The sequence below is a fragment of the Methylobacterium guangdongense genome (assembly GCF_038442355.1).
GTDB classification, from domain to species: Bacteria; Pseudomonadota; Alphaproteobacteria; order Rhizobiales; family Beijerinckiaceae; genus Methylobacterium; species Methylobacterium guangdongense.
On record NZ_JBBXMX010000029.1, the window covers coordinates 1 to 24,906 of the forward strand.

A 24,906-nucleotide genomic window follows, 5' to 3' on the forward strand; every position below is an offset into this window, starting at 1 on the left:
CGCCTCTGGGCGAGGCTCAAGGAATGGCGTGCCATCGCAACCCGCTACGAGAAAACCGCCACCAGCTTCATGGGCGTTCTGTCCCTCGCCGCAGCCCTCGACTGGCTCAAGCGATGACACGCCCTAGTCGTCCTACCGGCCGCCAGACATTGCGACGCAGGCCAAGCTGCTCAAGTCGGTCGAGCAGCCACCACTCGATCCGGGTGCGCCAGCGGGCGAGGCCGGTGAGCGACCATATGTCGAAGCCGGCGAGCGGCAGGAACGGGTTGTGCCGATCGTAGGCCCAGACCTCGATGCGTACCGCTGGCCGCAGGGACGGCCCCCGGGCGTGGAAGCCCACCGTGTCGCCCACCACCAACGTATTGCCCGGAACCGCGAAGGCCACTGGGTCGGCGTAGCCCATCCGCTTCAGCTCGGCAGGGCTCGCCCGGAACGAGCCGCGGCCACTGAGGCGGTCGAGGCCGCTGGCCGCGTTGATCGCGGTGCGCCGCTCCCAAGCGAGTCGACGCTTGGTCAGCCGGTGCGAGCCCGGCACGTAGGTGAACGGCCCCTCGTCGGCGGCGACATCGGTCAGGAACAACCACGCCTTCATAGTTGGGTGGAAGGTGTCGATGTGGAAGTTGGTCTGCGGGTCCGGTGGCGCGTCAGTGACGTGCGACAGGATCGTCTGCACCGTCAGGATCGGCTCGCAGTTGAAGCTCGACACGTAGCGCAGCAGGTTCTTCCACTCCGGCATCGCCAGGAGTTGGCGCACAGCCGGCATCCGCGTGAGCGTCGCCGGATCAAGGGGGATGCGACGGGTGACGGTATCACCCTGAATTTGCTCCCGGCCCTGGGCGGTGATGCTGGTGACCTCAGCATAAACCCCTCGGTACAGGGTGGCAGGCATAAAGTCCGCACGCCTGATGAAGCCGTCGCGGGCGAAGTCGGTCCGGTCCTGGGGGCTTACCAGATGGGCGAGCTGTCGGCGGCGCAGACCCGCCATGGCGTGGGCCAGACGCACCCGCAGCGTATGCAGGCCGGCGCGGTTGAGGCGCTCGGAGCCGAGGATCGGGTTGTCGATGAAGGATTTCGCGCCGGAGGCGATCTGTGCCAGCCAAAGCGGCGACATGAGAGTGCTGCGAATGGTTCGAGCGATCGACATTGTTGCTGGCCCTTAGATCTCGCAAACCAGCCCTCTTAATGCCGGCCGTCTCCAAGACAGCAATCAAGCAAGGCAAAATCTGGACGCGGCTAACGAGACCAATGCCGAAAGTGTTCGCGCGGAAGTTATGAGTAGGTAGTTTCTCCGCTCCTGTTGCCGCGGTGTGACGAGCCTCGCTGCACAGGGTTAGTCACTCGGATCGGTACGGGGTGTTCACAAGAACCCGCTCCCCGAGTGTCCCTTGAAGGCATTGGCGCGGCGGATGTAGCCGACGACCGTCCGCGGATCCCTGTGGCCTGACTGGTCCATGATGCGCGCAAGATCGGCGCCCCGCTCGGCCGCCGTCGTGATGTAGCCGGCCCTCAAGGAGTGCGCTCCGAAGGTCGACGCGTCGAGCCCGGCAGCGGTGCAGTAACGCTTGATGATGTCGGCGACGGCCTGCGTCGTGAGACGGGGCGACTTTACGTCAATCTGACGTGAAGGGTGGGGGATCGGTCCCTCGCCTTCCGTGGGGTGGTGAAACGCCACCCCATCGCGGCCTAAGCTCAATTTAGCCTTCGACGCTCCCGCAGAACTGCGGACACGTCCGGATTGAGACACCGGCCGGAATACCGGACCCGAGACGATGCTGGCCGCATCAAGCCATTCGCGGACCAGGGCGACGGGGCGGATGAACCGGCCGTGCGGGATCGCCTTCTCGAAGCCCCTGCCCTCCTGGTCTACCTTCGACCGCCGGACCATGACGCGCAGGCCCTCTGGATCCTCGCGCAGATCCTCGACATCGAGGGCCACCAATTCGCTCCGGCGGAACGCGCCCGCGAAGCCGAGAGCGAGCAAAGCGCGATCCCGCTTGCCCGTCAGGGTGTCGGGGGTTCGCATCAGGAGCGCGGCCAGGATCTCCGCGGTTGCGGCGACCTTCTGCGTCGGGGCAACGCCCACCTTGCGCCTGGCGCCCTTCATAGCGGACCGCACGCCCTCGTTGTCCGTAGGGTCTGCCTCGCCCGCGAGCTTATGTGCGAACCGGATCGCGGCGAGCCGCCGACCGAGAGTGGATGCAGCTCGGCCGCCCTCCGCTTCGGAGACGATGAAACCCGCAACGGCCTTAGGGCTCGCCGGCATCGGCCGGAACCCGTACCGCCGGCACCAGTCTTGGAACACCCGCGCATCGGACGTGTAGGCCCGCACGGTCGCATCAGCCTTGCTGGCCTGCTGATAGGCGCGGACGATCACGGCAGCTTCAGCTGGTAGAGTGTCGCAACGTGCGTCACTTTCAGACGGAAGGATTTTAGGCTCAACTCGTGCTTCAATTATCATGCTGCCGCTCGCGATGGCGCGGGTGGATCTGGGATATGGCCGCTACGGATCTGTGCCAGCGTCGGCGGCCAATGGCTGATCCAAGCTCCAAACCGGCATTCTCGCCCGCCATATGCCTTTCGGCACAAGGCGCTTATCCGGTCACCTGAAATCTGGCCCCGAGCTAGGAGAGCATCAGCCATAGCCTTGATCGCGGCTGATCCTTGTGGCGACCGCACGAGAGCTGATGCGCGCCTCGGCAACTAAGCTCGCCGTCCGACGAGCCTCATTCTCGTCCTCATACCAAGCATTGAGGATCCCGCTGACCCCCTTCATATCCATAGTACCACCGTCGAGTATACATCCGCCGACTGAGCGGCGTGTGTAAGCGGCCTCAGCGTAGAACCCCGCGAGGCAGAAGGTCAGTTCGATTTCCCTGCTGACGGTTCGCGTCTGATCAATCCAAGCGGCGTCTTCAAGGCTCCCGTGGAACTCGATGCGCCCCCACGGCTGGCCATAGATATCGTACCCGGTCACAAGGCCTTCGCACGTCACGAGGCGCCCGCGGCGGTCTCGGACACGCTTGCCAGCGCGGTACTCTTCGTATGTCTGGACCACGGCGCGATCCGTGCCGTACCCGAAGTACCAGCGCACCAGAGCGTGTCCGGCTTCGTGATGGCAGGTCAGAGGGCGACGGCCCTTGGCGCGGATCATAGGCTTAGCTCTTCGGTCCAGTGAACGTCTCGGCCTCGTCCCGCCCCATCTGCTCGGCTAGCTCCCCGCGCCAGCCATCCGGCAGGGTGAGCCCCCGCATCCTGGCGCGCGCCTCGACCGCATTGAGCACGCGCTGCCAATGCTCGGCCGAGATCTGCTGCACGTCGGCGGCTAGCCCGAGATTGCGAGCGGCGGACGATGCTGCGTCCCGCAGTGGCGCGTAGGTGTCGCCCGGCATGGTCAGTTGGCCCCGCGCTGCGGCGAAATGCCGAGATCTTCGACGGCCTCGCGTAGGATCGCGTGAACCTGAGCCTCATCCATGCCGGCGAACACGCCTTCAGCCGCCAGCTGCTCAACGACGTGGCGCAGACGTTCGGCGACGTGCCCCGAGTCTCTCGCAGCCATGTCCTGCAACACGGCCTCGCCGAGGGCTTCCCGATCGGCCGGGCCGAGCGAAGATAGCGTCGGCTTAACTTCATCACGGCCCTTGCGGTCTGCCATCGCCGCAACTTTCAAGAATGACGCTTATCACGCTCAGCAACAACCCCACCGCAGGCGTCGACCAGCAGCTCACCCATGCGGGGATCCGGGAGCACTTCTCCGCACTGTACAGCATCGACGATCACGTGCATCGCTACAAGCCGGCCAGAGAGAGCTACATCGCGCTCGCCGCCACGCTCGGTGTCGCGCCGTCCGACCTCTGGCTCGTCTCATGCCATGCCTTCGACACGCTCGGCGCCGCCGCCGCCGGATACCGAACGGCACTCGTCCTCAGGCCAGAGAACGCACCGATCTCCCTCGGCAAAGCGCCGGACATCGTCGCGAACGATCTTACGACGATCGCCGGTCGCCTCATCGCGTCAAACGCTCCGTTCAGTCGCAAATGAGGCCGGTACGTCTGGAAGAGGCGAGCCTGTGGACCCGTGACGCTGTTTCGCCATCGTACAAGTCTCACGGAGGATCGTAGAGCTGCCCCATGAACACACAGAAAGCCTACCGTCTGCATGGCTACGGCGGTCCGGAACAGATCCGGCTCGACGACGCGCCCATCCCCTCGCCCGCTCGCGGAGAGGTTCTTGTTGCAGTGAGCGCTGTGGGCATCAACCCGTTCGACTGGAAGATCCGCGAGGGCTACGTCCGCGACGTGATGCCTTTGCAACTGCCCGCGACACTTGGCGTCGACTTCGTCGGTGATGTCGTCCGCCTAGGTGAGGCTGCGTCACGGTTCGCGATCGGCGACCGGGTGATGACCATGTCGACCCGGCTCGGCGCCTACGCCGAGACGATCGCAGTCGACGAAATGATACTGGCGCGTGTCCCCGAAGCATTGAGCGACATCGACGCCGCGACGCTGCCGATCCCGGCGCTTACGGCGTGGCAGGATCTGCACGCAGCGGGTGAGGTGCAGTCGGGGATGCGCATCCTGATCCACGGCGCGTCCGGAACGGTGGGTGCCTTCGCCGTGCAGTTCGCCAAGGCTGCGGGTGCCTACGTGATCGGCACCGCGTCCGCAAAGAATCGCGACTACGTGCTGGGTCTCGGGGCGGACGCCGTCATCGATTACCACACGGAGCGCTTCGAAGATCACGCTCGCGACATCGATCTCGTGCTCGACTTTGTCCTGATCGGCGGCGTCATGGACACGACCTCGCGTTCTTGGGGCGTGCTCAAGCCCGGTGGCGCCATAGTGAGCGCCTCTGATCCCGCCATCCTTGGGAACGCGCCGGATGGCTTGCGCGGCTACTTCCCCGTCATTGAAGCTGACGCACATCAGTTGGAGATGATCGCGGGGCTGCTCGCGTCGGGTAGGCTCACGTCCAAGGTCGCCCGCGTCTTCGGGCGTAACGAGCTGCTCAAGGCGATGGACATCAACCAAGGGGGCGACACAACAGGTCGCCTGATCGTGGACTTCAAACGCTCCTGATGAGCCGGGCGTCCGGCCACCATCAAGAAGGTGGCTGGATGTCAGCCTGCGTGCCCTATTGTCGAGTAAGGTGCACCACGGACATCGGCTTTGCCCATGAAGCCGAGCATCAGGAGCAGCCATGCCATTGGTGCGCTTACGGGAGGACTTTGCGGCTCTCACTGTGTCCAGTGTGGGTCGGGAGCGAGCGGACCGTTTACGTCCGCTTTCCTCGCTCGTCGCCCGGAAGCGGACCAGCGGAAAATCCTGAAGAGTTTCGGTCGCCGCGAGGCGTACGAAAGTCGTGGATGAACGAACCCGCGGGATGGCGGGCCTATGGGGATTTGGGCTGGGCGTCGCCCCCAGTGGCGCAGCAACGGCGGGCAAACCTCGCCGGTGGCGTGCTTGGAAGTCCCCGGATTGGCGGGGCCTCAGCGCTTGGCGAAGCGAACCGGGGTTCGACGACCGCGGGTGCACGGCTCATCCTGAGGTTCGGCACAGGGTGAGGCATGCTCCGAGGCGCGGTTCCTCGGGTGATGGGCGGCGTCAGGCCATGCCGGCTCATGGCGAACCTGCCGGGTGCGACGTGGAGCGGAACGGCGGCCCACGGGGCTGATGCCAGCCCGCGAAGGACCCGACGATCGTCATGGGACCGCCGCAGGAGGGGCAAGGTGGCTGGGCCTGGCCGGGGCTGTCTTGCGGATCGGGTGCGTCGGCGCTGGGCCGCGGCGGGACCGGGACGCCGAGGACCGCGCGGATGTGGTCCAGCCCTGCCGTCCGGTTCGAGCCCGTGAGAAGGCCATAGTGCCGGATGCGGTGGAAGCCGCGCGGCAGGACATGGAGCAAGAAGCGCCGGATGAACTCCGCGGCCGACAGGGTCATGACCCGCGGCCGCCCGGCCTCGTCGCGCCGGTAGTCCTTGACGCGGAAGCTGACGCTCGCCCCGTCGAAGGCGAGGATGCGGCGGCTGGAGATGGCGACGCGGTGGGTGTAGCGCGCCAGATAGGCGAGCACGGCCTTCGGCCCGGCAAACGGCGGCTTGGCGTAGACCACCCAGCGCTTCCGGCGCACCGGGGCGAGTGCGCGGGCGAAGGCCCTGGGATCCGAGAGTGGGGCCAGGGCGCCGAAGAAGGCGAGCGCCCCGGCCGCGTGGAGCGCGGCGAGCCCTTCGAGGAACAGGCGGCGGAACAGCAGGCCCAGCACCCGCACCGGCAGGAGGAAGGCGGGGCGCGCGGCGATCCAGCGGGTCCCGTCCGGGGAGAGGCCGCCGCCGGGGACGATCATGTGGACATGAGGATGGTAGGTCATGGCCGAGCCCCAGGTGTGGAGCACGGCGGTCAGCCCGATGCGGGCCCCGAGGTGCCTCGGGTCGGCTGCGATCCGCATCATGGTGGTGCTCGCCGCCCGGAACAGCAGATCGTAGACGGCGGCCTTGTTGTGGAACGCGATGGGGGCGATCTCGGCCGGCAGGGTGAAGACGACGTGGAAGTAGCCGACCGGCAGGAGGTCGGCCTCGCGCGGCGAGCCAGTCGCGGGCGGTCGCGCCCTGGCACCGGGGGCAATGCCGGTTGCGACAGGAGTTGTAGGCGACGCGCAGGTGGCCGCACGCGCCGCAGCCCTCGACATGACCGCCGAGGCTGGCGGTGCGGCAGCGCTCGATCGCCGCCATTACCTTCAGCGTATCCAAGCTCAGATGGCCGGCCTGCTCGGCGCGATAGGCCGGACCGGCGGCGCGAAAGACGTCGGCCAACTCGATCGCGGCGGGCATCGTCACAGCCCGGCGCTGGCCCCCGCCTGTGGAACAGGGCGAGCCTGTCGAGGGGGCTGGTCACGCCCGCACCGTCCGAGTGGCGACCTTGGCGTAGAGGGCTGTGGTGTCGAGCCGGCTGTGTCCCAGCAGGACCTGGATGACGCGGATGTCGACGCCGTCCGCCAGGAGATGGGTGGCGAAGGAATGGCGCAGGGTATGGGGACCGACGCGCTTGGAGATCCCGGCCGCGCGCGCCGCCTCGACGACGACGCGATGAAGCTGGCGTGTGCTGATCGGTCGTGCCCAGTCCTGCCCCGGGAACAGCCAGCCCTGACGCTGCAGGACACCCTGCCGGTGTCCCTCGCTCCACCAGCGCCGCAGCAGGTCCAGGAGATCGGCCGACAGCATGGCATTGCGGTCGCGGCCGCCCTTGCCGCGTTCGATCCGCAGGATCATGCGGGTCGAGTCGATATCGCCGATCCTGAGCGCGGCGACCTCGGCCACGCGCAGGCCCGCGCCGTAGGCGAGCGACAGGGCGGCGAGATGCTTCAGGCAGACCGTGGCATCGAGCAGACGCCCGACCTCGTCGGCGCTCAGCACGTCGGGCAGGGTGCGCGGCTGGTTGAGGCGGACCAGCCTGCGGCTCTTCGCCAAGTTTGGTGGATCAGGCTGCGAGGAGGAACCGTCGTCGTAGGAGGTCGAGATTGGCGCGACCGTACATGGCGCGCTTCAAGAGCTTGAGACGCGTGATCTGGCCTTCGGTTTGTCCACTGCTCCAAGGCAGTGTCAGTGCGGACCGAACAGCATCTCTATCCTGGCCAAGGCTAGCAGCGAAGCTCTCGACGATCCGGACACCGCAGGTTTGCGCTTCGCCCAGCCATTGATCGAACGCCGTGACATCTGATTTTCCTGATGGCTGCTGGCCACAGTGGCTCCGGACGATCCGGCAGAACCGGCGGCCGAGATCGACCACCTTGGCCGCCTCGGTATCCTGCAGGACACGCGAGACGACCGCGGCCGCCTTAGGGCCGAGGTCTTCGGGCTCCCGCAGGAGATACCAGGACAACTGCTTGGATGAGGCCAGGGGTGATGCGGTGGAGGTCAGAACACGGGTGTCGGTCGGTGCTGGCGACGACCGAATAGTCGTTCCGGCCAGGCCTACGCGGCGCTCGGACAACCAGCGATGCACCTGCTTCGAGGTGCCGGCAAAGCCGATACCCTGAAGTTCGCGCCAGAGCTGCTCCGCATTCTCGCAGCCCTCATCGAGGCGGCCATGCAGATGCCAGAGATAAGGATCGAGCATGCTCGGCTTCGGCTCGCGCATGCCGTTCCGGGGAAAGCTCGCGGCGAAGGCGTACTTGCGCACCGTGGCGCGGGCCAAGCCCGTCTCGCGATTGATGCGCCGAAGCGAGTGTCCTTCCGCATGGCGGCGACGCACGTCGTCATAGGCGGCTTCCCATCGACCGCGGGCCGCGGCCCGCGCGAGCATCTCGGACGGTGCGCGCGGGTAGGGCATGACGCGCCGAATCGATGGCGATGACGGGGCCACGGCCGGCAACAGCTTCAGACGCGAATGGACGCGGGCGAGCCAGCGCTCGACCATCTGTCGGGTATTGAGCAGGAGATGCCACCGATCCGCGACCTGAACGGCATCGGGCGCACCCATGGCGGTCCCACGCGCTATTCGGTCGAGCGGTCCCGTGCCACGACCTGGACCTGTGGGTCGCGCCGGAGCCGGGCCGCTAGCGTCGAGGCCGAACGATCCGGCAGCAGATCGATGGGGCGGCGGCGTTCGAGGTCGACAAGGATGGTGCCATAGGTTCGGCCCTTGCGCAGAGCCCAGTCGTCGACACCGACGATGATCGGTTTGGATCCGGTCGGCAGCGGACATTTGCGGATACCCCGCAGCAGCGTCGTGGCACTGGTGGGCATCGCCGGGTGCGGCAGCAGCCGGGCGGCGGGTGTGGCACCGAGCGCCAGCGCGGTCCGAACCTGAGCATCGGCCAGCCGGCAGGTTCTCTGAGCGTAGCGGTCGAGGAGGCCCGGCAGACGCTCGGCAAAGGTTCGGCGGGCGCAAGCAGGGTCGTGGCAGTAAAAACGTCGGATCGTCAGGGTCAGACGCACTTCCTGACCGCTCGTCGGCAGGTCGGCGGGACGCCGGTGATAGCGACTATGCACCGACCGGCTGACCGTACGACAGCGTGGGCAACGGGCATGACCGCGCTTCGCTTGAGCGGAAATGCGAACGGCAGTGCTCTCCTCACGCGTGACGTGGAGAAGGCGACAACCGGGGATGTGACAGAGAAGGGTCATACCCTGATCTGAGAATCCCCGCCCGGTTCAGCCAGGAGCTACCTTCCGGCATCCCTCCCACCAACCCAATCCACCAAACTTGGCGAAGAGCCACTTTTCAGGGGGCAGCCCAGGTTTAGCGACACCAAGAGGCAGCACCACACCATCGGATAGGAGCGCGATCGATAGCTCCGGTCGTTGTGGGATCCGCAGACGGCAGGTGCGCTACGGCTCGTTCTGCGGGACGATTAGCCTCTACCAGCATAGAGGCCGAGAAGCAGCACAGAGCAAGAACGGCGATCCAAAGAGCGCCTTTCAGGGTTTGAAGGGTTCGCCGAGACATGGCAGCGACGCTGGAGACTTTGGGTTAGCGAACCCTTGCACCGCTCGACGGCTATCGGATCAAGTTGCCTTAAGAGGATCGCATGGATGCCATCCGCGATCGATCGGCCGCATCGCGCTCGGCCTGTATCCAACCTACGATCCACCGCGTCGTTGCCCCGCTGGTGAAAGCAGGAGGTGCGGCTGCCGGAGACGTGGTCATGCGCTGCCGAGCCCCTATTGCCCTGACCCTTGCCGCCGGCCTCTATGCCCCATCCAGCTACGCCCAAACCCAGGATGAGCAGGCTCTTGCCCTGCTGCGAGCGTCCAGCGCGCAATCGGCTATCATCACGTTCTGCGGCAAGCACTTCGCGATCGACGGGACGACCGCCCTGCGGATCTCACAGACCGCGCGTGACGTAGCTACCAAGGTGCTTGGTCCAGATAGGGCAAACGCCGCCTTTAAGGACGAACTGGCGCGACGCTACGCCGAGGTGAAAGAGGTCGGTGAGCAGCAGTGGTGCGCCGACCAACGCGATGAACTTTCTAGTGGCGAGGTCCGGATCTTCAGGGATTGAGGCGCGGGCGGCTCAATCGCCGCTGTAATCAGCACTACCGCCGTCGCCATCGCTGCCATCCAGCAGCCAGTCCAGCAGATCCGCCCCGACGTCAGCAGTTGCGTCGTCTGCCTTACCCTGCGGCTTCTTTACATGCTGCGCTCGCACCTCGGCGAACAGCTCACGAGCCAACTGGTCCAGTTCCGCGTCGGACAGCTTCCGCTTTGGCAGGACCGGCACAGGCGCTCCCCTTCATACCGGCCGCTCGGCCCCGCCCCGATCTGATCACGGGGCGGGGGGAGCGCCCGATCTCACCAGCGGGCAGGCCGATACGCAACGCGGCCCGACTGCAGGATAGCGAAGGGAAGTTATCGGGCCGTCAGCGGGGCCGGCCGAACTTTGTGCCGGAACAGGCCGCGCAGGAAACGGAAGGGTAGGCTCACTAGCCGGTAGGCGGCATGGGCGACCATCACGACGAGAACGGCAAGCAGCGCCAGCAGGGTGTTGCGCAACGCAGGTACTCCCGGCGGCTCGAACACGGCGGGCCGCCCCCGCCATTGTCCCCAGCAGGCGCGCCGATCGCGGCGGGATTGTGAGCGACCAGGCTATGCCCATCCGCGTGGTTTACAGGCTCATCCCAAGTCGAACTTGTGAGACCGGCACACGATCACGATAACGGACAGCCCCTCCGCCCGTAAGCCGGCAACATGCCGAAGCCGCCGAAGCGCCGAGCCTACCTCGTATCCGTGTCGCAGAAGCGCGAAGCGGTGCGCGTGTACGCCGTACTGGCGACCACGCCAGACGAGGCGCTGGAAGCTATTGCGCTGAACGTCCCGTCCAAGGCGCAGTTAGAGATCGTCGGCGGCTTGTCGCGCGACGCAGCGAAACGGCTGGGCATGAAGCTCGGCGAACCGCTTTTGGTGTAGATGGCTTATCAACCTGTTCGGAGGTTGCGCGTTTGCAGACGCTCAGCCCCCTCTTCCACGCATCCCACTCGGTTCGCATAGCCTTAGAGCCGTGCCCGGCTGCGTTGCGACGGGTTAACGGTTTGCAGCGTTGGGTGGCGAAGGAGCCCTGGATGCCTTCACCGTTGTCTGTCGATCTGCGCGAGCGTGTCGTGGCGGCCGTGGCCGAGGGCGCCTCCTTCCATCGAGCGGCGGCCCGGTTCGGTGTAAGCGTGTCGAGTGCCAGCCGCTGGTCGGAGCGGTTCACGCAGGAAAGCCACGTCGCGCCCAAGCCGACGCGCGGCGACGATCGTCGTCCGGCCATCGAGATGCAGGCCGATCGGATCCTCTCCACCTACGAAGCCCGGCCCGAACTCTTCCTGCGCGAGCTGCGCGACGCCCTGGCCGCGCAGGGCGTGCAGACCAGCACGAGCGGCCTGTCGCGCTTCTTCGCCCGCCACGGCATCACCCGCAAAAAGGGGCTCTCTACGCGGCTGAGCAGGAGCGGGCCGACGTAAGGGAGGCCCGCCAAGCTTGGTTCGAGGCCCTGCCCGACCTCGACCCGGACACGCTCGTCTTCCTCGACGAAACCGCGGCCGCCACCAACATGGCCCGCCGTTACAGACGCGCCCCGTGCGGTGAGCGGTGCCGGCTCTTCGTGCCGCAGGGCCACTACAAAACGGCCACCGTCACAGCCGCCCTGCGCAGCACCGGCCTGTGCGCGCTCAGTCTCGTCGATGGCGCCACCAACGGCGCCCGCTTCCGCAGCTACGTCGCCGACAGCCTCGTCCCGGTGCTGAAAGCCGGGGACACCGTGATCCTCGACAACCTGCGGGCCCACAAGGTCGTCGGCGTGCGCGAGGCGATCGAAGCGGTGGGTGCCCGGATCCTGAACCTTCCGCCCTACAGTCCCGAGTTCAATCCCATCGAGCAGATCTTTTCCAAGCTGAAGCATCTGCTCAGGACTGCCGCCGCCCGCACTGTGCCCGACCTCTGGGCTGCTATCCGCGAGGCCTTCACCCGCTTCACACCAGACGAGTGCCGCAACTGCATTACCGCCGCCGGATACGAGGACGACTTGGCCGTCGCTACATAGGTGGGAACAGCTCTAACCAGGGGGGCATGTAACCATGCCACTCCAGCGAGCGCAGTTCAGCGAACGACGGCTTCACGGCTATGAACGGTGTTGCGGTGAACGCGGCGGAGGTGCGGATGCGGTTCGCGGCTGTCCGTGTAGTCTGTGATCGGAACCGCTCCCGCGACTGGCTGGCTCGGACCGCTCATGAGCGCACCGAATAACCCTCCGGGTCTGTATCCCTGAGCAGCCACGATCCTGTTCGCCCTTTCGATGCTCATATCACAGGCACTTGTCATACCCTGGAGAGCACCGAGCGCCCGCTCGTATTCGGGCAGATTGGTGCAACCCGGTGAAGTCCAAGCCCAAGCAGGAACAGGCCCTGATAGCCCGGCGACAAGAGCGGCAAACGCTAAGCTTATCTTGATCCTCACAGCGACCTCTTTCCCGCTCGTCCCATCCTACAACAATGGCCAGATGCCCGATGATCCCAGCTGCGCCATGCGGCCGATCACCATGTTGCCGGAATGGGCTCAGTTTGCCCCGGGTAGCTTCGATGGGGTGCCGCGGAATGCAGGTTTGCAAAACTTCTGGGTCGAAGCTGTATCGTCCTGGTATGCGAGGATGGTGGGCAGGGGTACCCACAGCAGCGTCGTGACTAGCCTGGGTCAGCCGTCCAGGATCGCTTATGACCTTTCGAGGACGATCTTCGCCTGAAGGCCGGAGGATATGATGCTAACCAGGACGGCGATCTACGAGGGTACGGTACGCGACGGTCGGGAGGACGAGTTCTTCGACCGCGTGCGCGATGAACTGGAGCCACTCTGGCGGCGCTTTCCCGGCGTCACAGCGGTGCGGGTGCAGCGCCTCATCTCCAAGGATCCAGACGCTCGTCCGATCACGATGATTTTGGAGATGGACTTCCCGGACCAGCAAGCCCTGGACGCCTGCCTCGCTTCGTCGATCCGGCCGGAGTCGCATGCGGCGACCGTAGCAGTGATGACGCTGTTTGAGGGCCGGTTCTATCACCTTGTCACCGAGGCGATCGTGCTCGCGCCGGCTTCCTAGCCACAACCATGGGGAGCCCCGCGGTATCTGACCCGCGGGGCAAGCGACAGTTACATCCGCGAACGGCGCATATGGTGACGCCGATGACGCTTCATGTGCCGCATGCCCATCATGCCTCGCTGGCCGCCCATGCGCTTTTCTGATGGGCTTTTCACGCTACCGGGATTGTTCATGTTGCTTTGAGCGCTGCCGCCTCCTGTGGACATCTGAGCGAACGCTACTCCTGTGACTGCGAATGACAGGGCAGCCGCGAGGGCAAGAGTCTTCATCATGGCGTTTTCCTCCGGGCGGATCGATCTGATCGGACAGGTCTGAACGTCCTTGAGGTTGATATCGTTCAAGCGCCCGAGGCAGTCTGGTCGCCATGCCGACATCTGACGAAATCAAATGCGAAGTACGGAGCAATGGCGCGTGGCGCCCAATCAGTCTCGCCGTCGCACATGCCCGCTACCCGTCCGCAATCAAACGCTGCCCGGTGTGCCACGGCCGCGTGTCGATCCAACGTGAACAGCACGGCACAGGGTGGCCTCTGGCTACGGCACCGCCGTGCTTACGATGGCTGCCCGCTGATGCCAGCGCGGTTCACGGGCGAGGTATCGCTGCACCCACGGGCCCTAAACTAACCTGCATTGTTTTTTTTCGCGCAGGGTGATCACAACCACATGATTTTGGCTCTTAATACAAAATCTTGTGACGCTCTTAACCCCTGCAATCTTGATTATAGCACCATTGACGCAGTGTCCGGTGTATACGATGCAGCCTTGCAACCGTAAATTGGTATTGGTGATGCTCTTCGGGGCATTCGGATCGACCGCCATGACCGGCTTAGCCACTGCGAGCCTTTCAGCATCCGATCACATCATCTCCCAGAAGGGCAAGCGCTTCGGCCCCGGCGACGTCGCACTCCACGTCGGCGAGCACATCACCGTGGTCAACGACGACAACTTCGTCCATCAGGCCTACGTCGAGAGTGAAACGTTTGCATTCGACTCGGGCGATATAGAGCCCGGAGGCCGAGCTGTCATCACTTTCCCGACCGAGGGCGATTTCGCCGTCCTTTGCGGCATCCATCCGAAAATGAAGCTCGCCGTCCACGTGCGGTAGGCGCGCTTCCCACACGTGTCGGCTGGTAGCGCCTCAGATCACCGGCAGACCAATCGAGCCCCCATACATCGCCTCGTGGCCGACGTAGTACAGCGCCAGGAAGATCGCGAGCGCACCGCCGAAGTAGGCCGGGGCCCAGGCCGCATCGCGCACCCGTACTGCGGACCGCACGTCGTCGGCGGCGATGCCGAGCAGCACCACGATAATCCCGGAATGGCCGATCGCGTCGACCTTGCCGAACTCGAACACCGCCGAGACGAAGATCGCCGCCAGGATCATCGCGGACATGCGACGCACCAGCGGCGTCCAAATCAGCGCGAAGGCGAGGGTGAACTCGATGACGCCGGCGGCCTGCATGAACAGCTCGGGCGAGGCGCCCATGGTCATCTGCGGCTTGGCAGCCAGCAGCGGATTCGTCCACTGCGGGTAGGCCCACTTCTCGACCGAGGCCCACATCAGCGTGACGGCAGCTGTCCAGCGGACGATGTCCAGGGGACGGATATTGAAAGGCTTCACGTCGAGCCCCTGGCAGATCAGGTAGACGGCCACCCCCAGGAACACCGGATAGTCGGCGAGGTGGAATAGGCCGTACTGCGCGGTGGCGAAGGAGAACAGGAAGACGATGCCCAGGCCGGTCAACGGCATGGTCCGGCGCGAGATCAGGCAGACGGCCATGGCAAGTTGCAGCCACGGGATCCAGGTTGCATCGGTCTTCAGCTCAGGTGTCAGGATGATGCCGCCGAGCCCCCAAACCGAGACCAGGAAGAAGCCGAGGGTGCAGCGGACCAGCAGCTCGGTATCAGTCCGGATGCACGAGGTGACGCGGTCCAGGGCGTTCATCAGGGCGCTGCCCAGCGGCATGCCCTCGGCAAGGCAGCCGAGCATCAGGCAGACGATGGCGAGGCCGGTGAGCCACTCGAAGTTCGGGCAGAGTACCTGTTCGAGGCCGCGCGGCTGGCCGGCCACGTCGTAGGCGCAGAACCACTTCACGTGAGCGCTGGCCGAGCTTGTCCCGGCGAAGAGCAGTGCCGGCGGCGCAACGATACCCGCAAGCGTGCGCAGACCCAGGCCCAGCGAGAGCCTGGGCGCCGAAACCCGAACCATGATGACCTCGGAGGATGGAGAGGGCCACCAGCCCGCCTACGTATTTCCTCACAAAGCCGAGCTTTACGCCAATGAAATATTAACTCTTGTTAGAGAATGGTTAATACGCGTCGATGCATCTGGAGCGAACATGGCGGCAGTTTCTGCGGCCATGCCACCCTGTGTAGATTGATCTTCCCTACGCTTAAGCCGCTGACGTGTGATTTAGGGCGCGGCCGGTATCACATCCTCGGTGGGGGCAGCGCCCGAGCCTTCCACGATGCCGACCAGGTCGGCTTCGGTCAGCGGGGTGCCGTCCGGATCGGTGACGGTGATGTTCTGACGCCCAGCCGCCGTTAAGTCTCGCAGCTTCCGCAGGGCCCAGTCCGCCGTTGGGCACTTGTAGGTGATGGTGCCATTCTTCGCAGCGCCTCGGACGACGTAGAGGCGGCGCTGTCCCATCACAGGTCGATCCCGGCAGCCCCCAAGACGGCCCGCTGCTTCAAGATGCCGATCCGGTGTGTGCGGATCGCATGCTCCAGATCAAGTACGGCCGGGTCATTCACTTCACGGAGAACGGCGGTCGCCCTGGCGAGCGCGGCAATGACTTGCTCATCGAGCAGGATGCTGAGGGCAAGTCTGCACCGGAGACGGTCGCAGGGGCGATCGTTATGTGGATCCATCGTCGACATGAGGCATCAACGGGGCAGGTCGGCTGTGGTTCAAGCTCATCGACGTGGGGGATATTCTCGCGTCAGGCCGCTGGCGGGGAACGTAGACACCTCAGCTGTCGTCATCCAAATGGCGGAACGGTTCACTCGGAATGCCGTTACTCGATCTTCGGAGGAAAGACGCCATGCTTACAGGCAGCCTGCTGTGGCTGATCGGAGTGCCAATTCCGATTGTCATCCTGCTGTGGTTCTTTTTCCTGCGCGGTCGCTAAGATCGGTGTGCGCAGGCCCAACAAGTGCCGATCTACCACCTAAAGTGTGTCCTGCGCTTCAAGACCGGACATGCAGGCGCAGCTTTCGACGAAGTATCGTTGGGCGCTGACGGACCCGGCGAGGCAATCGCTTTAGCGAAACTGTATCGCTGCGCGTCGCCAGGCATGACCTTGAGCGTAGCAGTTCTGCTTGACGAGACTGGTTTACCGATCTGGTCTCATCGAGTGCCGACCCTCGATGAGACTTAAGTATCGTTTAGGCCTGGACCTCGGTGCTTTGTAGCGCCTGAGTAAAATCCTGGAATACATAAGATGCCCCGCGATTAGGAACCGCGAGGCAATGATGAATTACTTGCCGCTTGGGGCTGCACCGCTGCCGGTCGCCCCGTTGCCCGACCCGCTGCCTGCAGGCGCACCGGGCGTGCTGACAGGCGGACCACCTGCGGTGCCAGGACCCGTGCCTGTGCTCATCGTCCCTGTGCCCATCGAGCCGCCGCCGCCCTCCATGGACTTTTCGGAATTGCTCTTCACCGAGCCGGGGTTGTTCATGTTGCCCTCGGCGCTGCCTCCGCCGGCCGCGGTCTGAGCGACAGCGGCGCCGGAGACGGCGAGTGTGAGTGCGGTCGCTAAGATCAGTATTTTCATCGACATGGACATTCCTCCAGACGGATCAGCTCGATCGGTCCGGGTTTGAACGTCGCCATGGTCGTGATCGTTCAGGGATCCGCGAAGGTCGTGGTTACAGATCCCGCGCGTGTTGCAGCTTCAGGGCCAGGAGCAGCGCGCCAGGCCAGAACGCGAGACTGAACAAAGCAATCGGGATGCTGGGGTGGTCCTTCCACCACGTGATCATCACCGGCAGGAGCAGGCCTTGGATCGCTGCAGCCAGAAAGGCCAAGAACTGGAGATCAGATAGGTCCATCCGCCATTCGTAGCAGCCTTCTGCCGCTACGCTTTCTTCACGCTCGGTGGCACATTGCGCCATCATGCCGATCCGGCCCGAGCACCGCTTCTTCTACCCCATCGACTGGGCGCAGCTCTCGGCCGTGATCCGGTTCGGGCGGGCGAGGGGCTGCTGCGAGGGCTGCGGGCGTCCGCACGGACGCATGGTCTACCACCTCGGAGACGGGCGCTGGTGGGACGCGCAAGCCGGACGGTGGCGCGATGGGTGGGGGCGCCGGATCCGGATCGCGGCAGAGACCGACATCCTCGGGCGAGCCCGTCGGACAAGGGTCGTCCTGGCCGCTGCCCACCGGGACCACGACACCTCGAACAACGCGGGTGCCAACCTCGCGGCCTTATGCCAGCGGTGCCACATGATCCACGACCGGCCGGAGCATCAGCGGCGACGCTGGCACACGCTGTTCCGGCGGAAGGCGCTCGAAGATCTGTTCGACGGCCCCTACGCCTGACGTCAAGACAGCCTATGGTTTCGGCTTTGCTATGCGCAAGCAGTAAATACCGCCCATCGCGCCAATCACCCGCGAAGTACTCTTCAATTTGGATGCTTATACAGACCTACGTTAAGCGTTGAAGACACCAACGATACCAGATACTACTGCCAATACAGTTCTTATACCGGTTGTAGCCGTGCCGATTTGCAATCTACGCGTTCTGCTTATCCGCTGCGGTGCCGTCGCGCTCGTCGTGGGTATGGCTGCGCTCGGGCCGGCCCAGGCCGGTCTCTCCAGCGCCATCCGCATCGTGCTGCAGAAGGGCCGGCACTATGACCCGACCGATCTGTTCCTGCACCGGGGCGATACGATCACCCTGGTCAACGGCGATGACAACGCGGTCCATCACGCGTTCATCGAGGCCGATCGGTTCGCGTTCGACGCCGGCGATCAGGAGCCCGGCAAACAGCCTACACTGACGCTCAAGGAGCCGGGCGACTTCATTATCCAATGCGGCATCCACCCGAAGATGAAGCTCACCATCCACGTGCAGTGACTGCGCTTCCTCCAATGTCGATGCTGCCAGTGCCAACCCCACGAAGAAGGATCAAATTCATACTCAGAAGGCAGCTACTCACTAAATCAATAAAGTTGCAACGACGAATTAAATTCAACGCAAGGTGTATAAGGCTCTCTAAATCACATATTCGTGCGAGTTAACCATATTTTACCCATTTATTTGTTCATAAATATTTCTGGAAATTGCCGACGCCGGACAGCGAAATAAATCATGCGTTCTTTGAATGATGTGAGCATCACGACCAAACTCGCGATCGCGTTTGGATCGCTCGCCGCGGTCACCGTCGGCATCAGCGCAATCGGGTACAACAGGCTCTCGTCCATCGAGACGACGAACCGATGGTCGACCCACACCTATGATGTGCTCGACAAGCTCAGCAATCTAACTCAAGCCATGGTCAATCAAGAGACCGGCGTTCGCGGTTACCTCGTATCAGCTGATGCCAAATTCCTTGAGCCATACAAGGTCGGGAAAATCGCCTACAAGGATCTGCTGGGCCAAGTGAGGAACCTCACTTCGGATAACGCCGCACAGCAGCAGCGTCTGACCGAGATGGACCGGTCGTCCGAGACATGGGCGAACGATATCGCCGCCCGCGAGATCGCCCTCGTGGAGGGCGGCAATCTCGACAAGGCTCGTGCCATGGAGGCGAGCGGCGCCGGCAAGGCTTCGATGGATGCATTCCGTGCGAAGGTCGGCGAGTTGGAGAAGGCCGAACGCGACCTCCTCGTGACCCGCAACGAGGAACAGGCGCGGTCGTTCAGCACGGCCTACACGTCCAGCATCGTCGGCAGCATCGCGAGCGTCGCCATCGCCGGGCTGCTCGCTTTCCTCGTCTACGCCTTGCTGACACGTCCGTTGGGTCGGCTCGTGTCCGTCCTGCAGCGTATGGCGAGAGGCGAGATCGAGGCTGAGATCAAGGAAGCGGCTCGGGGCGATGAGATCGGAGCTGTCGGACGCGCGGTCGACGGCATCAAGGGTATGGTTGCGCAGAAAGCCGCAGAGCAGGCTGAGATGCGACGCATCGCCGATGAGGCTGCCGCGGCCGAGCGGCGTCGGACCATGATCGAACTGGCTGACGGCTTCGACCGCGCCGTCGGTAGCGTCATCGGCATGGTGTCATCCTCGGCGACCGAGCTGCAGGCGACAGCGCAGACCATGACTGCCACCGCGACCGAGACGGCCAGCCAATCCACCACGGTGGCCGCCGCCGCTGAGGAAGCCGCCAGCAACGTCAACACCGTCGCCGCCGCCGCCGAGGAGCTTGGTTCATCAGTGCAGGAGATCGGCCGCCAGGTTGCCGGTTCGGCCAGTCTAGCGCAGCGCGCCGTGCAGGAGGCCGATCAGACTGGCGCACTGGTTCAGGAGCTGAGCGCGGCCGTCACTCGCATCGGGGACGTGGTCGGGCTGATCTCGACCATCGCGGGCCAGACCAACCTCTTGGCGCTGAACGCCACCATCGAAGCCGCTCGCGCCGGAGTCGCCGGCAAGGGCTTCGCCGTGGTCGCCACTGAGGTGAAGGCATTGGCCGAGCAGACCGCGAAGGCCACGAGCGAGATCTCCGGGCAGATCGCGCAGATCCAGGCATCGACTAGTCAGGCCGTCACGTCGATCGTCGGCATCACCGGGCGGATCCGCGAGATCAATGGCGTGGCGGCCTCGATTGCTGCAGCGGTGGAAGAGCAAGGCGCGGCCACGCAGGAGATCGTGCGCAACGTCTCGCAGGCCGCACAGGGTACGGGCGAGGTGACGCACAACATCGCCGGTGTGGCAGGGGCAGCTGAGGAAACCGGGGCGGCGGCGAGCCAGGTTCTGGGATCAGCCTCCGAGCTATCGCGCCAGTCCGAGCACCTCGCGGCCGAGGTCGGCCGGTTCTTGGCTACCGTGCGCGCGGCGTGAGGCTACGATGAGCACCGAGGAACTCCGATCCATCGTTCCTTTCGGCAAGGTCCAGGGTATCACAGCGGTCTTAGCCGGCGCCTTTGCCGAAGGCGTGGATCTCGGCCCCCGCGGGGCACAGATCCGGGCCCTGGGAGAGTCGCTGGACGCGATGATCGAGGCGTTGCGCCTGGAGCTTGGTGGGCTGTGCACGCGTCTGCAGATCGATGACATGGAGTTGGATCTCGATCAGCTCACCCGCATGGTGCATGCTGCTCGCACCTACGGCACACGCGATGCTGCTTGAACGGGCTGGTCGCATAGATGGGCCGTGGGCCGGCGCTCGCGGTCTCCAGTCCCGCCGCATCGCGCCGACCCTCACGAGACTGCCCGGCCTAGGCGTCACGGGTGAGCATCCGGTGAACTGGACCGGATGCGCCTGTCGTCGCGTGCTTGCCCGCGCCGGGCCGTGTGGTGTCGCGAACACCTCGGGCACGTATGCGGGAAAGAAGTGTGCAGTAGCAGCTGCGCGGGGCGATGTCGTCGCGTCGGCCTGACAGCAGCTCTCGGCAATGGCGCGACTGCGCTGGCGAGACCACACCGAGGCCGATCGCGGCCCGACCCCGGTGCTGCTCTTCCGGCCCGCGGCCGGAGCCGGTCGCTGAGGGTATGATGGCGTGGGTCGGTTGATAGATCCCTCTGAGGCTACCGACATAAGGCCGAATTGAGGGGCTTCAGCCGCTCAGCTCGGCTGGTTCATCGCTTCGCAGCCGTGCGCGTTTTGGGCTGGCCAATCCCAGGCCCATCGGCGACCTGAAGCATGGCCGCACCCGCAGCGACAAAGCCGGCCATCGCTCGAACATCGGCAGGCTGCCTTGAATCGTGTGAGATCGCATCAGCCTCCCGTTCCAAACGGGCGTTACAGGCGCGCGACGGCATCGTGCCGTTCGGCGTACACGCGTCGTGCCGGGCGCAGGCCGCATCGAGGGCGTCGATCGGCGGTAGAGGAGCGTTGTTACCTGGGCCGCAGTAATTGCCGTGGATCAGCATCTTCGGCTCACCCATAGCACCGGGCTCAGCCAAGACGGGTGTCGCGATGCCAACGGCGAGGAGGAGCGGTACGACTGTACGGTACAGCATGATCTTATCTCCCGAAATGAGCGTGCCCCCTCATGACGGTCGATACCGACCGCTGCCGTGCAGCGATCCAGGGTCAGAATTAACCAAGCGCAGTTTTGTTCCCACGGCTTGTAGCGCCGCATAGATCAAGTCTCCGATAGGCAGCAGGAACTCGGATCGCGGTCAGGCGTAATGAAGCCGCCTCGCTAGGACCTTTCACGATGCCGCGCGCTGTCTTCCTTGCTGCTACGCTCGCCTTGAGCGGGCCCGCATTCGCTGAGCCGGTCGTGTCGTCATCCGGGGGTAAATCGGCTCCGCTGATCGATCCTGTCACCCTCAAAGTGAACGAGGCGGCTGCGAAGCAAATCGAGGCGCAAGCCAAGGCTCGGGACGTGGCTTGGGATACGAAGATCCGACGCACGATGTCGGGCGTCTGCCGAGGGTGCTGATCGAAGAGATCATCGATCCTGCCGCCGTCGCAGGCGTAAAGCCAGGATCAGCGCGCCAAACCAGAACACGAGGCTGAACAGCGCGTCGACCAGGCGAAACTACTGGAATAGCAGACGCAAAGGCTGAACTCGCATTGCGGTCGGCTCGCGAACCTCAGGACTAACACAGCTCTGTCCAGCTGTTGGTGACTGATAGCTCAGTCTGCTGGATGACGCTGGCGCAAGGAAGCAGAGCGCATCAACTTGGACGTGATCGGGTGGGCGGATCTGCCGCAGGGCTTCAGGAATAAGCGCTCAAAACTTGGCCGCCTACCGCGCGGTTTCACCGATGAGCCCGAACGATCTTGGGTGCTCGGAACGTAGGACCGCTATCATGGACAACAACGCTCTGAAGACGCTCGTGGCACAGGGTTTGACCGCGATGAAGGCCGGGAGCGAGGTGGCAGCAAAAGCGACTGCCGAGATCCGACAGGACGCGCGTCACCCCGAATTGAAGGCTGCGCTGGAGACCGGCAACAAGGTCTCACAGGGCTGGGCGCAACGCATAGAGCAGGCGCTCCAAGAGGCCGGTGGCACGAGCGGCGAGGCGAAGAACCCGGTCTTGGAGGGCTTGTACGAAGTCAGCCGGATGATCCGGCAACAGGCGCCCGACGACACCTCCCGCGACCTAGGCATTATCGCCAACGGCCAACTCGCTCTGCATTACTGGATCGCCGCCTTCGGCACGATCCGCACCTATGCCGCGCAGATCGGAATGGACGAGACAGCACGGGCGATGCAGGCCTCTCTCGATGAGGCCAAGGAGGGCGATACGGCTCACACGACCATCGCACAACGCATCATGGATGCGTGACGCGCAAGACCGTGCCGCACTTCGATATGTGACGAGCTGACCCGGCGCCGCTTCACATGACGGTGCCGGGGCCGGTCGGATCGCCTGGCGAGATGTCAGGTCCGATCGGGTCGCCAGGCACGGGATCGGTCGGAAGCTGCGTGGCCGGCGGATCGCCGGGACCGGGCTCGCTTGGCGGCGGCTCGCCGGGCGTCGGCAGATCGGGGCCACCGGGATCGGGAATACCTTCCTCCGTCGCGAGCCGTGCGTCCAGCGTGGCCATGCGTTCGGCTTTTAGCTCACGCTCCGCCATCACCCAGAAGTGCAGATCGTAGCCGTCTGGCCGGTGGTGTCGGTCCCACAGATCGTAGGCACGCTCCCGGATCTGGGCATGCGAGATCGTTGGTTCTACCGCAGACGCGATACACGAATCATGGTTCACCCGCCGATCTCGCCTGATCCATCAAGGGCTGAAAGCAACACGGCATCGCTGCCGATCTCGGCTCCGGTGTAGCCAAGCGCCTGGGCGAGCAGATCCCGCGCACGCCAAACGCGGCTCTTCACGGTTCCAAGTTGGCAGCCCATGATTGCGGCCACTTCTTCGTAGGGCAAACCTGACACCGTCACGAGCATTAGGGCCTCGCGCATGACCTCCGGTATTTGGTCTAAGGCGGCCTGGACGTCCTGCAGTTCCAGGCGGCTTCCTTGCTCGGGCAAAGAGGTCAGGCGGGCGGCGTAGCTACCGTCGTCGTCCTGCACCTCCCGGTGCTTGCGACGACCGGAGTAGAAGTTGTTGCGCAGGATCGTGAAGGTCCAAGCCTCGAAGTTCGTGCCGGGCTGGAAGCGCATCCGGTTCTTCCAGGCCCGTAGGAGCGTATCTTGTACGAGATCGTCGGCTGCGATCACGTCGTGTGCCAGCGATATGGCGAACCGGCGGAGGCTCGGCGTCACAGCCAAAAGCTGTTTCCGGAACTCGGCCTCGTCGCGGCTGCGCGCTTCTCCGACTGCTGTGTCGAGTCGAGCTAGCAGGCCAGCGAAGCGCCCTGCAGCGTTCTGCTCGGCATCCTCCTGAGCGTAGGCGGCCGCGAGTAGGCGCCCGAGGCGCTGTCGGATCTGTTCCGAGAGCACGGGCCGAGATGCATTTGTAGCCTCGTCAGCTGGTCCCATGTTCATCGTGGCAGCCAAGCGGGAACGCGCGTCATCAGCCATCACAGTCCGTTCGATAGATCGGCCGCCTGCATACCCTCACGGCATAGCTCGGTCAGTGCGACCAACCGCGCGGATTCTAGCGTGAGCGCTTTGGTTGAGGTCGCCCGCTGCCTCCCGGCAGCTTTCTTTGGGTTCCATTTTCTCTGATTCTGATATGAGTGAAACTTCAGTAGCCATGCGGTTCGCGGATTTGCACCCTCCCCCCTGTGCCGCAGTAGCGAGAGCGGACGATCCAAGTTTGGATAGTGGGTCTCGGGTACGCGCCAGCCGCAGCCAAGCGGTCCACTCGGGCGAGACGATGCGCATGATGTTGGTGTAGTTGCGGAAGCCGATGATCTGGCGCTCCTCGACCGTCAGCAGTCCCAGCTTCCGGGCCTCGCCGATCGCGTTGCGCACGGTGGTCTCAGCCACGCCGACGACCGCGGCGATGTTCGGCACGGACAGTCGGTAATCCTTCCGGCGCACGGTCTCGGCCGCCACCAGGGCGAGGACCGCCTGCTCGGCCAGCGTGAACCGGGCCGCGAGCCCCGGTGGGAGCCGCCCCGAGGCAGACCAGCGGCGACGGCGCTCCATCGAGGCATCTGTGCGCGGGCGCGAGCCTACGCCGGGCCTCCGGGCCGCTCTCTGGCGATCCTGAGGGGTATGCTGCTCGGTATGGGCCTCGGCGCCGGGCCCTTGCGGCGCTGCACGAGCGGCGTGCGGCAGCCGACGCAGGGCTGGTGCATCGGTGCGCGCCTCGATCAGCCCGGACAGCGCCTCGGCCTCGGCCTCCGAGACCTTTCCTTCCCCGAATGCGCGCCAGAGCAGCGCCGTCACCTGAGGCAGGGTGATTCGGTCGGCCGCCTCGATGGCGCGGCGGATCTCGTCTGCAAACACGTGTCTCGGCCCTTTCCACAGGGCTACAGGGGGACGATCGGCGGCGCAGGCTGTGCGCTCCGTTCAAGACAAGCCGGTATCGTTGCCAGAACCGGGGTTCTGACTTGACGCCCGAGGGCGGTTCATGGCTTGTGAGGGGTGCAACGGTCCTCACAGACCACTTTGATTTCGACGGGCTCCTCGTTTGGCGACGGGGGGCCCGTTGGCTTTTCAGGGTCCTACTGCGGCGATCGGTGCTCCTGGTGATGTCCCAGCCGGCGACTCGCGCGAGGCGATCCGTAGCCGGACATGGCATGTCGGCTGGAGCGCACGGCCAAGTCAACGTTGGTATTCCCACGTCGACATCGATCGACCCTGACGTATGGTGCTGTGGCGAGC

The 24,906-nt window shown here is 64.6% G+C and carries 29 protein-coding genes and 3 pseudogenes; 12 read left to right on the forward strand and 20 right to left on the reverse strand.

All coding sequences use genetic code 11. The annotated features are described in order from the left end of the window. Positions 1-106 precede the first annotated feature (106 nt). The 5 genes from AAHG09_RS28585 to AAHG09_RS28605 all read right to left on the reverse strand — a co-directional run bounded on the left by AAHG09_RS28585 (position 107) and on the right by AAHG09_RS28605 (position 3,652). Positions 107-1,111 carry a phytanoyl-CoA dioxygenase family protein gene (locus tag AAHG09_RS28585; protein ID WP_342111189.1) on the reverse strand — a complete coding sequence of 335 codons (1,005 nt, stop codon included), beginning with the start codon at positions 1,109-1,111 and terminating at the stop codon, positions 107-109. 246 nt (positions 1,112-1,357) lie between these two features. After that, positions 1,358-2,374: a site-specific integrase gene (locus tag AAHG09_RS28590; protein ID WP_342111191.1), complete on the reverse strand. Its 1,017-nt coding sequence runs from the start codon at positions 2,372-2,374 to the stop codon at positions 1,358-1,360. Between the two features lie 258 nt (positions 2,375-2,632). Continuing rightward, positions 2,633-3,151 carry a hypothetical protein gene (locus AAHG09_RS28595; RefSeq protein WP_342111193.1) on the reverse strand — a complete coding sequence of 173 codons (519 nt, stop codon included), beginning with the start codon at positions 3,149-3,151 and terminating at the stop codon, positions 2,633-2,635. A gap of 4 nt (positions 3,152-3,155) precedes the next feature. Continuing rightward, positions 3,156-3,389 (reverse strand): hypothetical protein, encoded by a 234-nt coding sequence (locus tag AAHG09_RS28600; protein WP_342111195.1) that lies wholly within the window; start codon positions 3,387-3,389, stop codon positions 3,156-3,158. A 2-nt stretch (positions 3,390-3,391) separates the two neighbouring features. Continuing rightward, a complete protein-coding gene (locus AAHG09_RS28605; protein ID WP_342111197.1) occupies positions 3,392-3,652 on the reverse strand; it encodes a hypothetical protein in 261 nt (86 codons plus the stop codon). Positions 3,653-3,669: 17 nt separating this feature from the next. Here AAHG09_RS28605 and AAHG09_RS28610 point away from each other — a divergent pair, with 17 nt between their 5' ends. After that, a complete protein-coding gene (locus AAHG09_RS28610) occupies positions 3,670-4,038 on the forward strand; it encodes an HAD hydrolase-like protein (protein WP_342111199.1) in 369 nt (122 codons plus the stop codon). An 89-nt stretch (positions 4,039-4,127) separates the two neighbouring features. Further along, the gene (locus tag AAHG09_RS28615; RefSeq protein ID WP_342111201.1) at positions 4,128-5,075 is read left to right on the forward strand and encodes an NADP-dependent oxidoreductase; all 948 of its coding nucleotides are present in this window, start codon (positions 4,128-4,130) and stop codon (positions 5,073-5,075) included. A gap of 540 nt (positions 5,076-5,615) precedes the next feature. Here the strand turns inward: AAHG09_RS28615 and AAHG09_RS28620 are convergent. The 3 pseudogenes from AAHG09_RS28620 to AAHG09_RS28630 form a co-directional block, all read right to left on the reverse strand. Continuing rightward, a pseudogene (locus AAHG09_RS28620) lies at positions 5,616-6,822 on the reverse strand (IS91 family transposase). Between the two features lie 31 nt (positions 6,823-6,853). After that, positions 6,854-7,470 (reverse strand): annotated as a pseudogene (locus AAHG09_RS28625) (tyrosine-type recombinase/integrase); the annotation flags it as partial. Continuing rightward, a pseudogene (locus AAHG09_RS28630) lies at positions 7,469-9,117 on the reverse strand (ISL3 family transposase). The pseudogenes AAHG09_RS28625 and AAHG09_RS28630, both read right to left, overlap by 2 nt. A gap of 404 nt (positions 9,118-9,521) precedes the next feature. Here AAHG09_RS28630 and AAHG09_RS28635 point away from each other — a divergent pair. Further along, on the forward strand, positions 9,522-9,995 hold the full coding sequence (locus tag AAHG09_RS28635; RefSeq protein WP_342111203.1) for a hypothetical protein: 474 nt from the start codon (positions 9,522-9,524) through the stop codon (positions 9,993-9,995). A gap of 12 nt (positions 9,996-10,007) precedes the next feature. On the opposite strand, the gene AAHG09_RS28640 is transcribed toward AAHG09_RS28635, so the two are convergent. Beyond that, positions 10,008-10,214: a hypothetical protein gene (locus AAHG09_RS28640; protein ID WP_342111205.1), complete on the reverse strand. Its 207-nt coding sequence runs from the start codon at positions 10,212-10,214 to the stop codon at positions 10,008-10,010. Positions 10,215-10,342: 128 nt separating this feature from the next. Then, positions 10,343-10,486 carry a hypothetical protein gene (locus AAHG09_RS28645; RefSeq protein WP_342111208.1) on the reverse strand — a complete coding sequence of 48 codons (144 nt, stop codon included), beginning with the start codon at positions 10,484-10,486 and terminating at the stop codon, positions 10,343-10,345. Positions 10,487-10,681: 195 nt separating this feature from the next. Here AAHG09_RS28645 and AAHG09_RS28650 point away from each other — a divergent pair, with 195 nt between their 5' ends. The 3 genes from AAHG09_RS28650 (at position 10,682) to AAHG09_RS28660 (ending at position 13,061) form a co-directional block, all read left to right on the forward strand. Continuing rightward, a complete protein-coding gene (locus AAHG09_RS28650) occupies positions 10,682-10,900 on the forward strand; it encodes a hypothetical protein (RefSeq protein ID WP_342111210.1) in 219 nt (72 codons plus the stop codon). Positions 10,901-11,052: 152 nt separating this feature from the next. Then, positions 11,053-12,014 (forward strand): IS630 family transposase gene (locus AAHG09_RS28655; protein WP_342111213.1). Its coding sequence is split into 2 segments (ribosomal slippage): positions 11,053-11,404 and positions 11,404-12,014, totalling 963 coding nucleotides; the frame shifts between segments, so codons are not numbered across the junction. A 708-nt stretch (positions 12,015-12,722) separates the two neighbouring features. After that, a complete protein-coding gene (locus tag AAHG09_RS28660) occupies positions 12,723-13,061 on the forward strand; it encodes an antibiotic biosynthesis monooxygenase family protein (RefSeq protein ID WP_342111215.1) in 339 nt (112 codons plus the stop codon). Positions 13,062-13,111: 50 nt separating this feature from the next. Here AAHG09_RS28660 and AAHG09_RS28665 read toward each other — a convergent pair whose 3' ends face one another. Then, positions 13,112-13,402, reverse strand: coding sequence for a hypothetical protein (locus AAHG09_RS28665; protein ID WP_342111217.1), 291 nt, complete (start codon positions 13,400-13,402; stop codon positions 13,112-13,114). Positions 13,403-13,877: 475 nt separating this feature from the next. Here AAHG09_RS28665 and AAHG09_RS28670 point away from each other — a divergent pair, with 475 nt between their 5' ends. After that, positions 13,878-14,165, forward strand: coding sequence for a cupredoxin domain-containing protein (locus AAHG09_RS28670; RefSeq protein ID WP_342111219.1), 288 nt, complete (start codon positions 13,878-13,880; stop codon positions 14,163-14,165). Positions 14,166-14,198: 33 nt separating this feature from the next. Here AAHG09_RS28670 and AAHG09_RS28675 read toward each other — a convergent pair whose 3' ends face one another. From AAHG09_RS28675 to AAHG09_RS28695, 5 genes are all read right to left on the reverse strand, one after another. After that, positions 14,199-15,269, reverse strand: coding sequence for a hypothetical protein (locus AAHG09_RS28675; protein WP_342111220.1), 1,071 nt, complete (start codon positions 15,267-15,269; stop codon positions 14,199-14,201). A gap of 204 nt (positions 15,270-15,473) precedes the next feature. Next, positions 15,474-15,710, reverse strand: a complete 237-nt coding sequence (locus tag AAHG09_RS28680; RefSeq protein WP_342111223.1) for a hypothetical protein — start codon at positions 15,708-15,710, stop codon at positions 15,474-15,476. Beyond that, the gene (locus AAHG09_RS28685) at positions 15,710-15,940 is read right to left on the reverse strand and encodes a hypothetical protein (protein WP_342111225.1); all 231 of its coding nucleotides are present in this window, start codon (positions 15,938-15,940) and stop codon (positions 15,710-15,712) included. Before AAHG09_RS28685 ends, AAHG09_RS28680 begins: the two co-directional genes overlap by 1 nt. Before the next feature lie 599 nt (positions 15,941-16,539). Then, positions 16,540-16,842, reverse strand: coding sequence for a hypothetical protein (locus AAHG09_RS28690; RefSeq protein WP_342111227.1), 303 nt, complete (start codon positions 16,840-16,842; stop codon positions 16,540-16,542). 88 nt (positions 16,843-16,930) lie between these two features. Then, positions 16,931-17,179 (reverse strand): hypothetical protein, encoded by a 249-nt coding sequence (locus tag AAHG09_RS28695; protein WP_342111229.1) that lies wholly within the window; start codon positions 17,177-17,179, stop codon positions 16,931-16,933. On the opposite strand from AAHG09_RS28695, the gene AAHG09_RS28700 reads away from it, so the two are divergent. From AAHG09_RS28700 to AAHG09_RS28715, 4 genes are all read left to right on the forward strand, one after another. Beyond that, positions 17,178-17,603: a hypothetical protein gene (locus AAHG09_RS28700; RefSeq protein WP_342111231.1), complete on the forward strand. Its 426-nt coding sequence runs from the start codon at positions 17,178-17,180 to the stop codon at positions 17,601-17,603. The genes AAHG09_RS28695 and AAHG09_RS28700 overlap by 2 nt on opposite strands. Before the next feature lie 241 nt (positions 17,604-17,844). Continuing rightward, positions 17,845-18,141 carry a cupredoxin domain-containing protein gene (locus tag AAHG09_RS28705; RefSeq protein WP_342111316.1) on the forward strand — a complete coding sequence of 99 codons (297 nt, stop codon included), beginning with the start codon at positions 17,845-17,847 and terminating at the stop codon, positions 18,139-18,141. Between the two features lie 234 nt (positions 18,142-18,375). Beyond that, on the forward strand, positions 18,376-20,064 hold the full coding sequence (locus AAHG09_RS28710; protein ID WP_342111233.1) for a methyl-accepting chemotaxis protein: 1,689 nt from the start codon (positions 18,376-18,378) through the stop codon (positions 20,062-20,064). A 7-nt stretch (positions 20,065-20,071) separates the two neighbouring features. Further along, positions 20,072-20,350, forward strand: coding sequence for a hypothetical protein (locus AAHG09_RS28715; RefSeq protein ID WP_342111234.1), 279 nt, complete (start codon positions 20,072-20,074; stop codon positions 20,348-20,350). A 449-nt stretch (positions 20,351-20,799) separates the two neighbouring features. Here the strand turns inward: AAHG09_RS28715 and AAHG09_RS28720 are convergent, their stop codons facing one another. Then, entirely contained in the window at positions 20,800-21,183 is a 384-nt protein-coding gene (locus tag AAHG09_RS28720; protein WP_342111236.1) for a hypothetical protein, read from the reverse strand. An 801-nt stretch (positions 21,184-21,984) separates the two neighbouring features. Between AAHG09_RS28720 and AAHG09_RS28725 the strand changes: the two genes are divergently transcribed. Beyond that, entirely contained in the window at positions 21,985-22,464 is a 480-nt protein-coding gene (locus AAHG09_RS28725) for a DUF892 family protein (protein WP_342111238.1), read from the forward strand. 52 nt (positions 22,465-22,516) lie between these two features. On the opposite strand, the gene AAHG09_RS28730 is transcribed toward AAHG09_RS28725, so the two are convergent. The 3 genes from AAHG09_RS28730 to AAHG09_RS28740 all read right to left on the reverse strand — a co-directional run bounded on the left by AAHG09_RS28730 (position 22,517) and on the right by AAHG09_RS28740 (position 24,528). Further along, complete coding sequence (locus AAHG09_RS28730) at positions 22,517-22,885, reverse strand: DUF2934 domain-containing protein (protein ID WP_342111240.1); 369 nt, start codon at positions 22,883-22,885, stop codon at positions 22,517-22,519. Then, positions 22,882-23,616 carry a sigma-70 family RNA polymerase sigma factor gene (locus AAHG09_RS28735; RefSeq protein ID WP_412760105.1) on the reverse strand — a complete coding sequence of 245 codons (735 nt, stop codon included), beginning with the start codon at positions 23,614-23,616 and terminating at the stop codon, positions 22,882-22,884. Before AAHG09_RS28735 ends, AAHG09_RS28730 begins: the two co-directional genes overlap by 4 nt. Before the next feature lie 72 nt (positions 23,617-23,688). Next, on the reverse strand, positions 23,689-24,528 hold the full coding sequence (locus tag AAHG09_RS28740; protein ID WP_342111245.1) for a helix-turn-helix domain-containing protein: 840 nt from the start codon (positions 24,526-24,528) through the stop codon (positions 23,689-23,691). Positions 24,529-24,906 lie beyond the last annotated feature (378 nt).

Excerpts from the sequence above, each read along its gene's own strand:
- AAHG09_RS28670 (WP_342111219.1), top strand. The coding sequence starts at position 13,878 with ATGACCGGCTTAGCCACTGCGAGCCTTTCAGCATCCGATCACATCATC.
- AAHG09_RS28600 (WP_342111195.1), bottom strand. The coding sequence starts at position 3,389 with ATGCCGGGCGACACCTACGCGCCACTGCGGGACGCAGCATCGTCCGCC.
- AAHG09_RS28720 (WP_342111236.1), bottom strand. The coding sequence starts at position 21,183 with ATGCTGTACCGTACAGTCGTACCGCTCCTCCTCGCCGTTGGCATCGCG.
- AAHG09_RS28715 (WP_342111234.1), top strand. The coding sequence starts at position 20,072 with ATGAGCACCGAGGAACTCCGATCCATCGTTCCTTTCGGCAAGGTCCAG.
- AAHG09_RS28610 (WP_342111199.1), top strand. The coding sequence starts at position 3,670 with ATGACGCTTATCACGCTCAGCAACAACCCCACCGCAGGCGTCGACCAG.
- AAHG09_RS28605 (WP_342111197.1), bottom strand. The coding sequence starts at position 3,652 with ATGGCAGACCGCAAGGGCCGTGATGAAGTTAAGCCGACGCTATCTTCG.
- AAHG09_RS28660 (WP_342111215.1), top strand. The coding sequence starts at position 12,723 with ATGATGCTAACCAGGACGGCGATCTACGAGGGTACGGTACGCGACGGT.
- AAHG09_RS28585 (WP_342111189.1), bottom strand. The coding sequence starts at position 1,111 with ATGTCGCCGCTTTGGCTGGCACAGATCGCCTCCGGCGCGAAATCCTTC.
- AAHG09_RS28705 (WP_342111316.1), top strand. The coding sequence starts at position 17,845 with ATGGCTGCGCTCGGGCCGGCCCAGGCCGGTCTCTCCAGCGCCATCCGC.
- AAHG09_RS28595 (WP_342111193.1), bottom strand. The coding sequence starts at position 3,151 with ATGATCCGCGCCAAGGGCCGTCGCCCTCTGACCTGCCATCACGAAGCC.
- AAHG09_RS28710 (WP_342111233.1), top strand. The coding sequence starts at position 18,376 with ATGCGTTCTTTGAATGATGTGAGCATCACGACCAAACTCGCGATCGCG.
- AAHG09_RS28680 (WP_342111223.1), bottom strand. The coding sequence starts at position 15,710 with ATGGGACAGCGCCGCCTCTACGTCGTCCGAGGCGCTGCGAAGAATGGC.
- AAHG09_RS28615 (WP_342111201.1), top strand. The coding sequence starts at position 4,128 with ATGAACACACAGAAAGCCTACCGTCTGCATGGCTACGGCGGTCCGGAA.
- AAHG09_RS28690 (WP_342111227.1), bottom strand. The coding sequence starts at position 16,842 with ATGTCGATGAAAATACTGATCTTAGCGACCGCACTCACACTCGCCGTC.
- AAHG09_RS28685 (WP_342111225.1), bottom strand. The coding sequence starts at position 15,940 with ATGTCGACGATGGATCCACATAACGATCGCCCCTGCGACCGTCTCCGG.
- AAHG09_RS28735 (WP_412760105.1), bottom strand. The coding sequence starts at position 23,616 with ATGAACATGGGACCAGCTGACGAGGCTACAAATGCATCTCGGCCCGTG.
- AAHG09_RS28650 (WP_342111210.1), top strand. The coding sequence starts at position 10,682 with ATGCCGAAGCCGCCGAAGCGCCGAGCCTACCTCGTATCCGTGTCGCAG.
- AAHG09_RS28725 (WP_342111238.1), top strand. The coding sequence starts at position 21,985 with ATGGACAACAACGCTCTGAAGACGCTCGTGGCACAGGGTTTGACCGCG.
- AAHG09_RS28695 (WP_342111229.1), bottom strand. The coding sequence starts at position 17,179 with ATGATGGCGCAATGTGCCACCGAGCGTGAAGAAAGCGTAGCGGCAGAA.
- AAHG09_RS28700 (WP_342111231.1), top strand. The coding sequence starts at position 17,178 with ATGCCGATCCGGCCCGAGCACCGCTTCTTCTACCCCATCGACTGGGCG.
- AAHG09_RS28675 (WP_342111220.1), bottom strand. The coding sequence starts at position 15,269 with ATGGTTCGGGTTTCGGCGCCCAGGCTCTCGCTGGGCCTGGGTCTGCGC.
- AAHG09_RS28635 (WP_342111203.1), top strand. The coding sequence starts at position 9,522 with ATGGATGCCATCCGCGATCGATCGGCCGCATCGCGCTCGGCCTGTATC.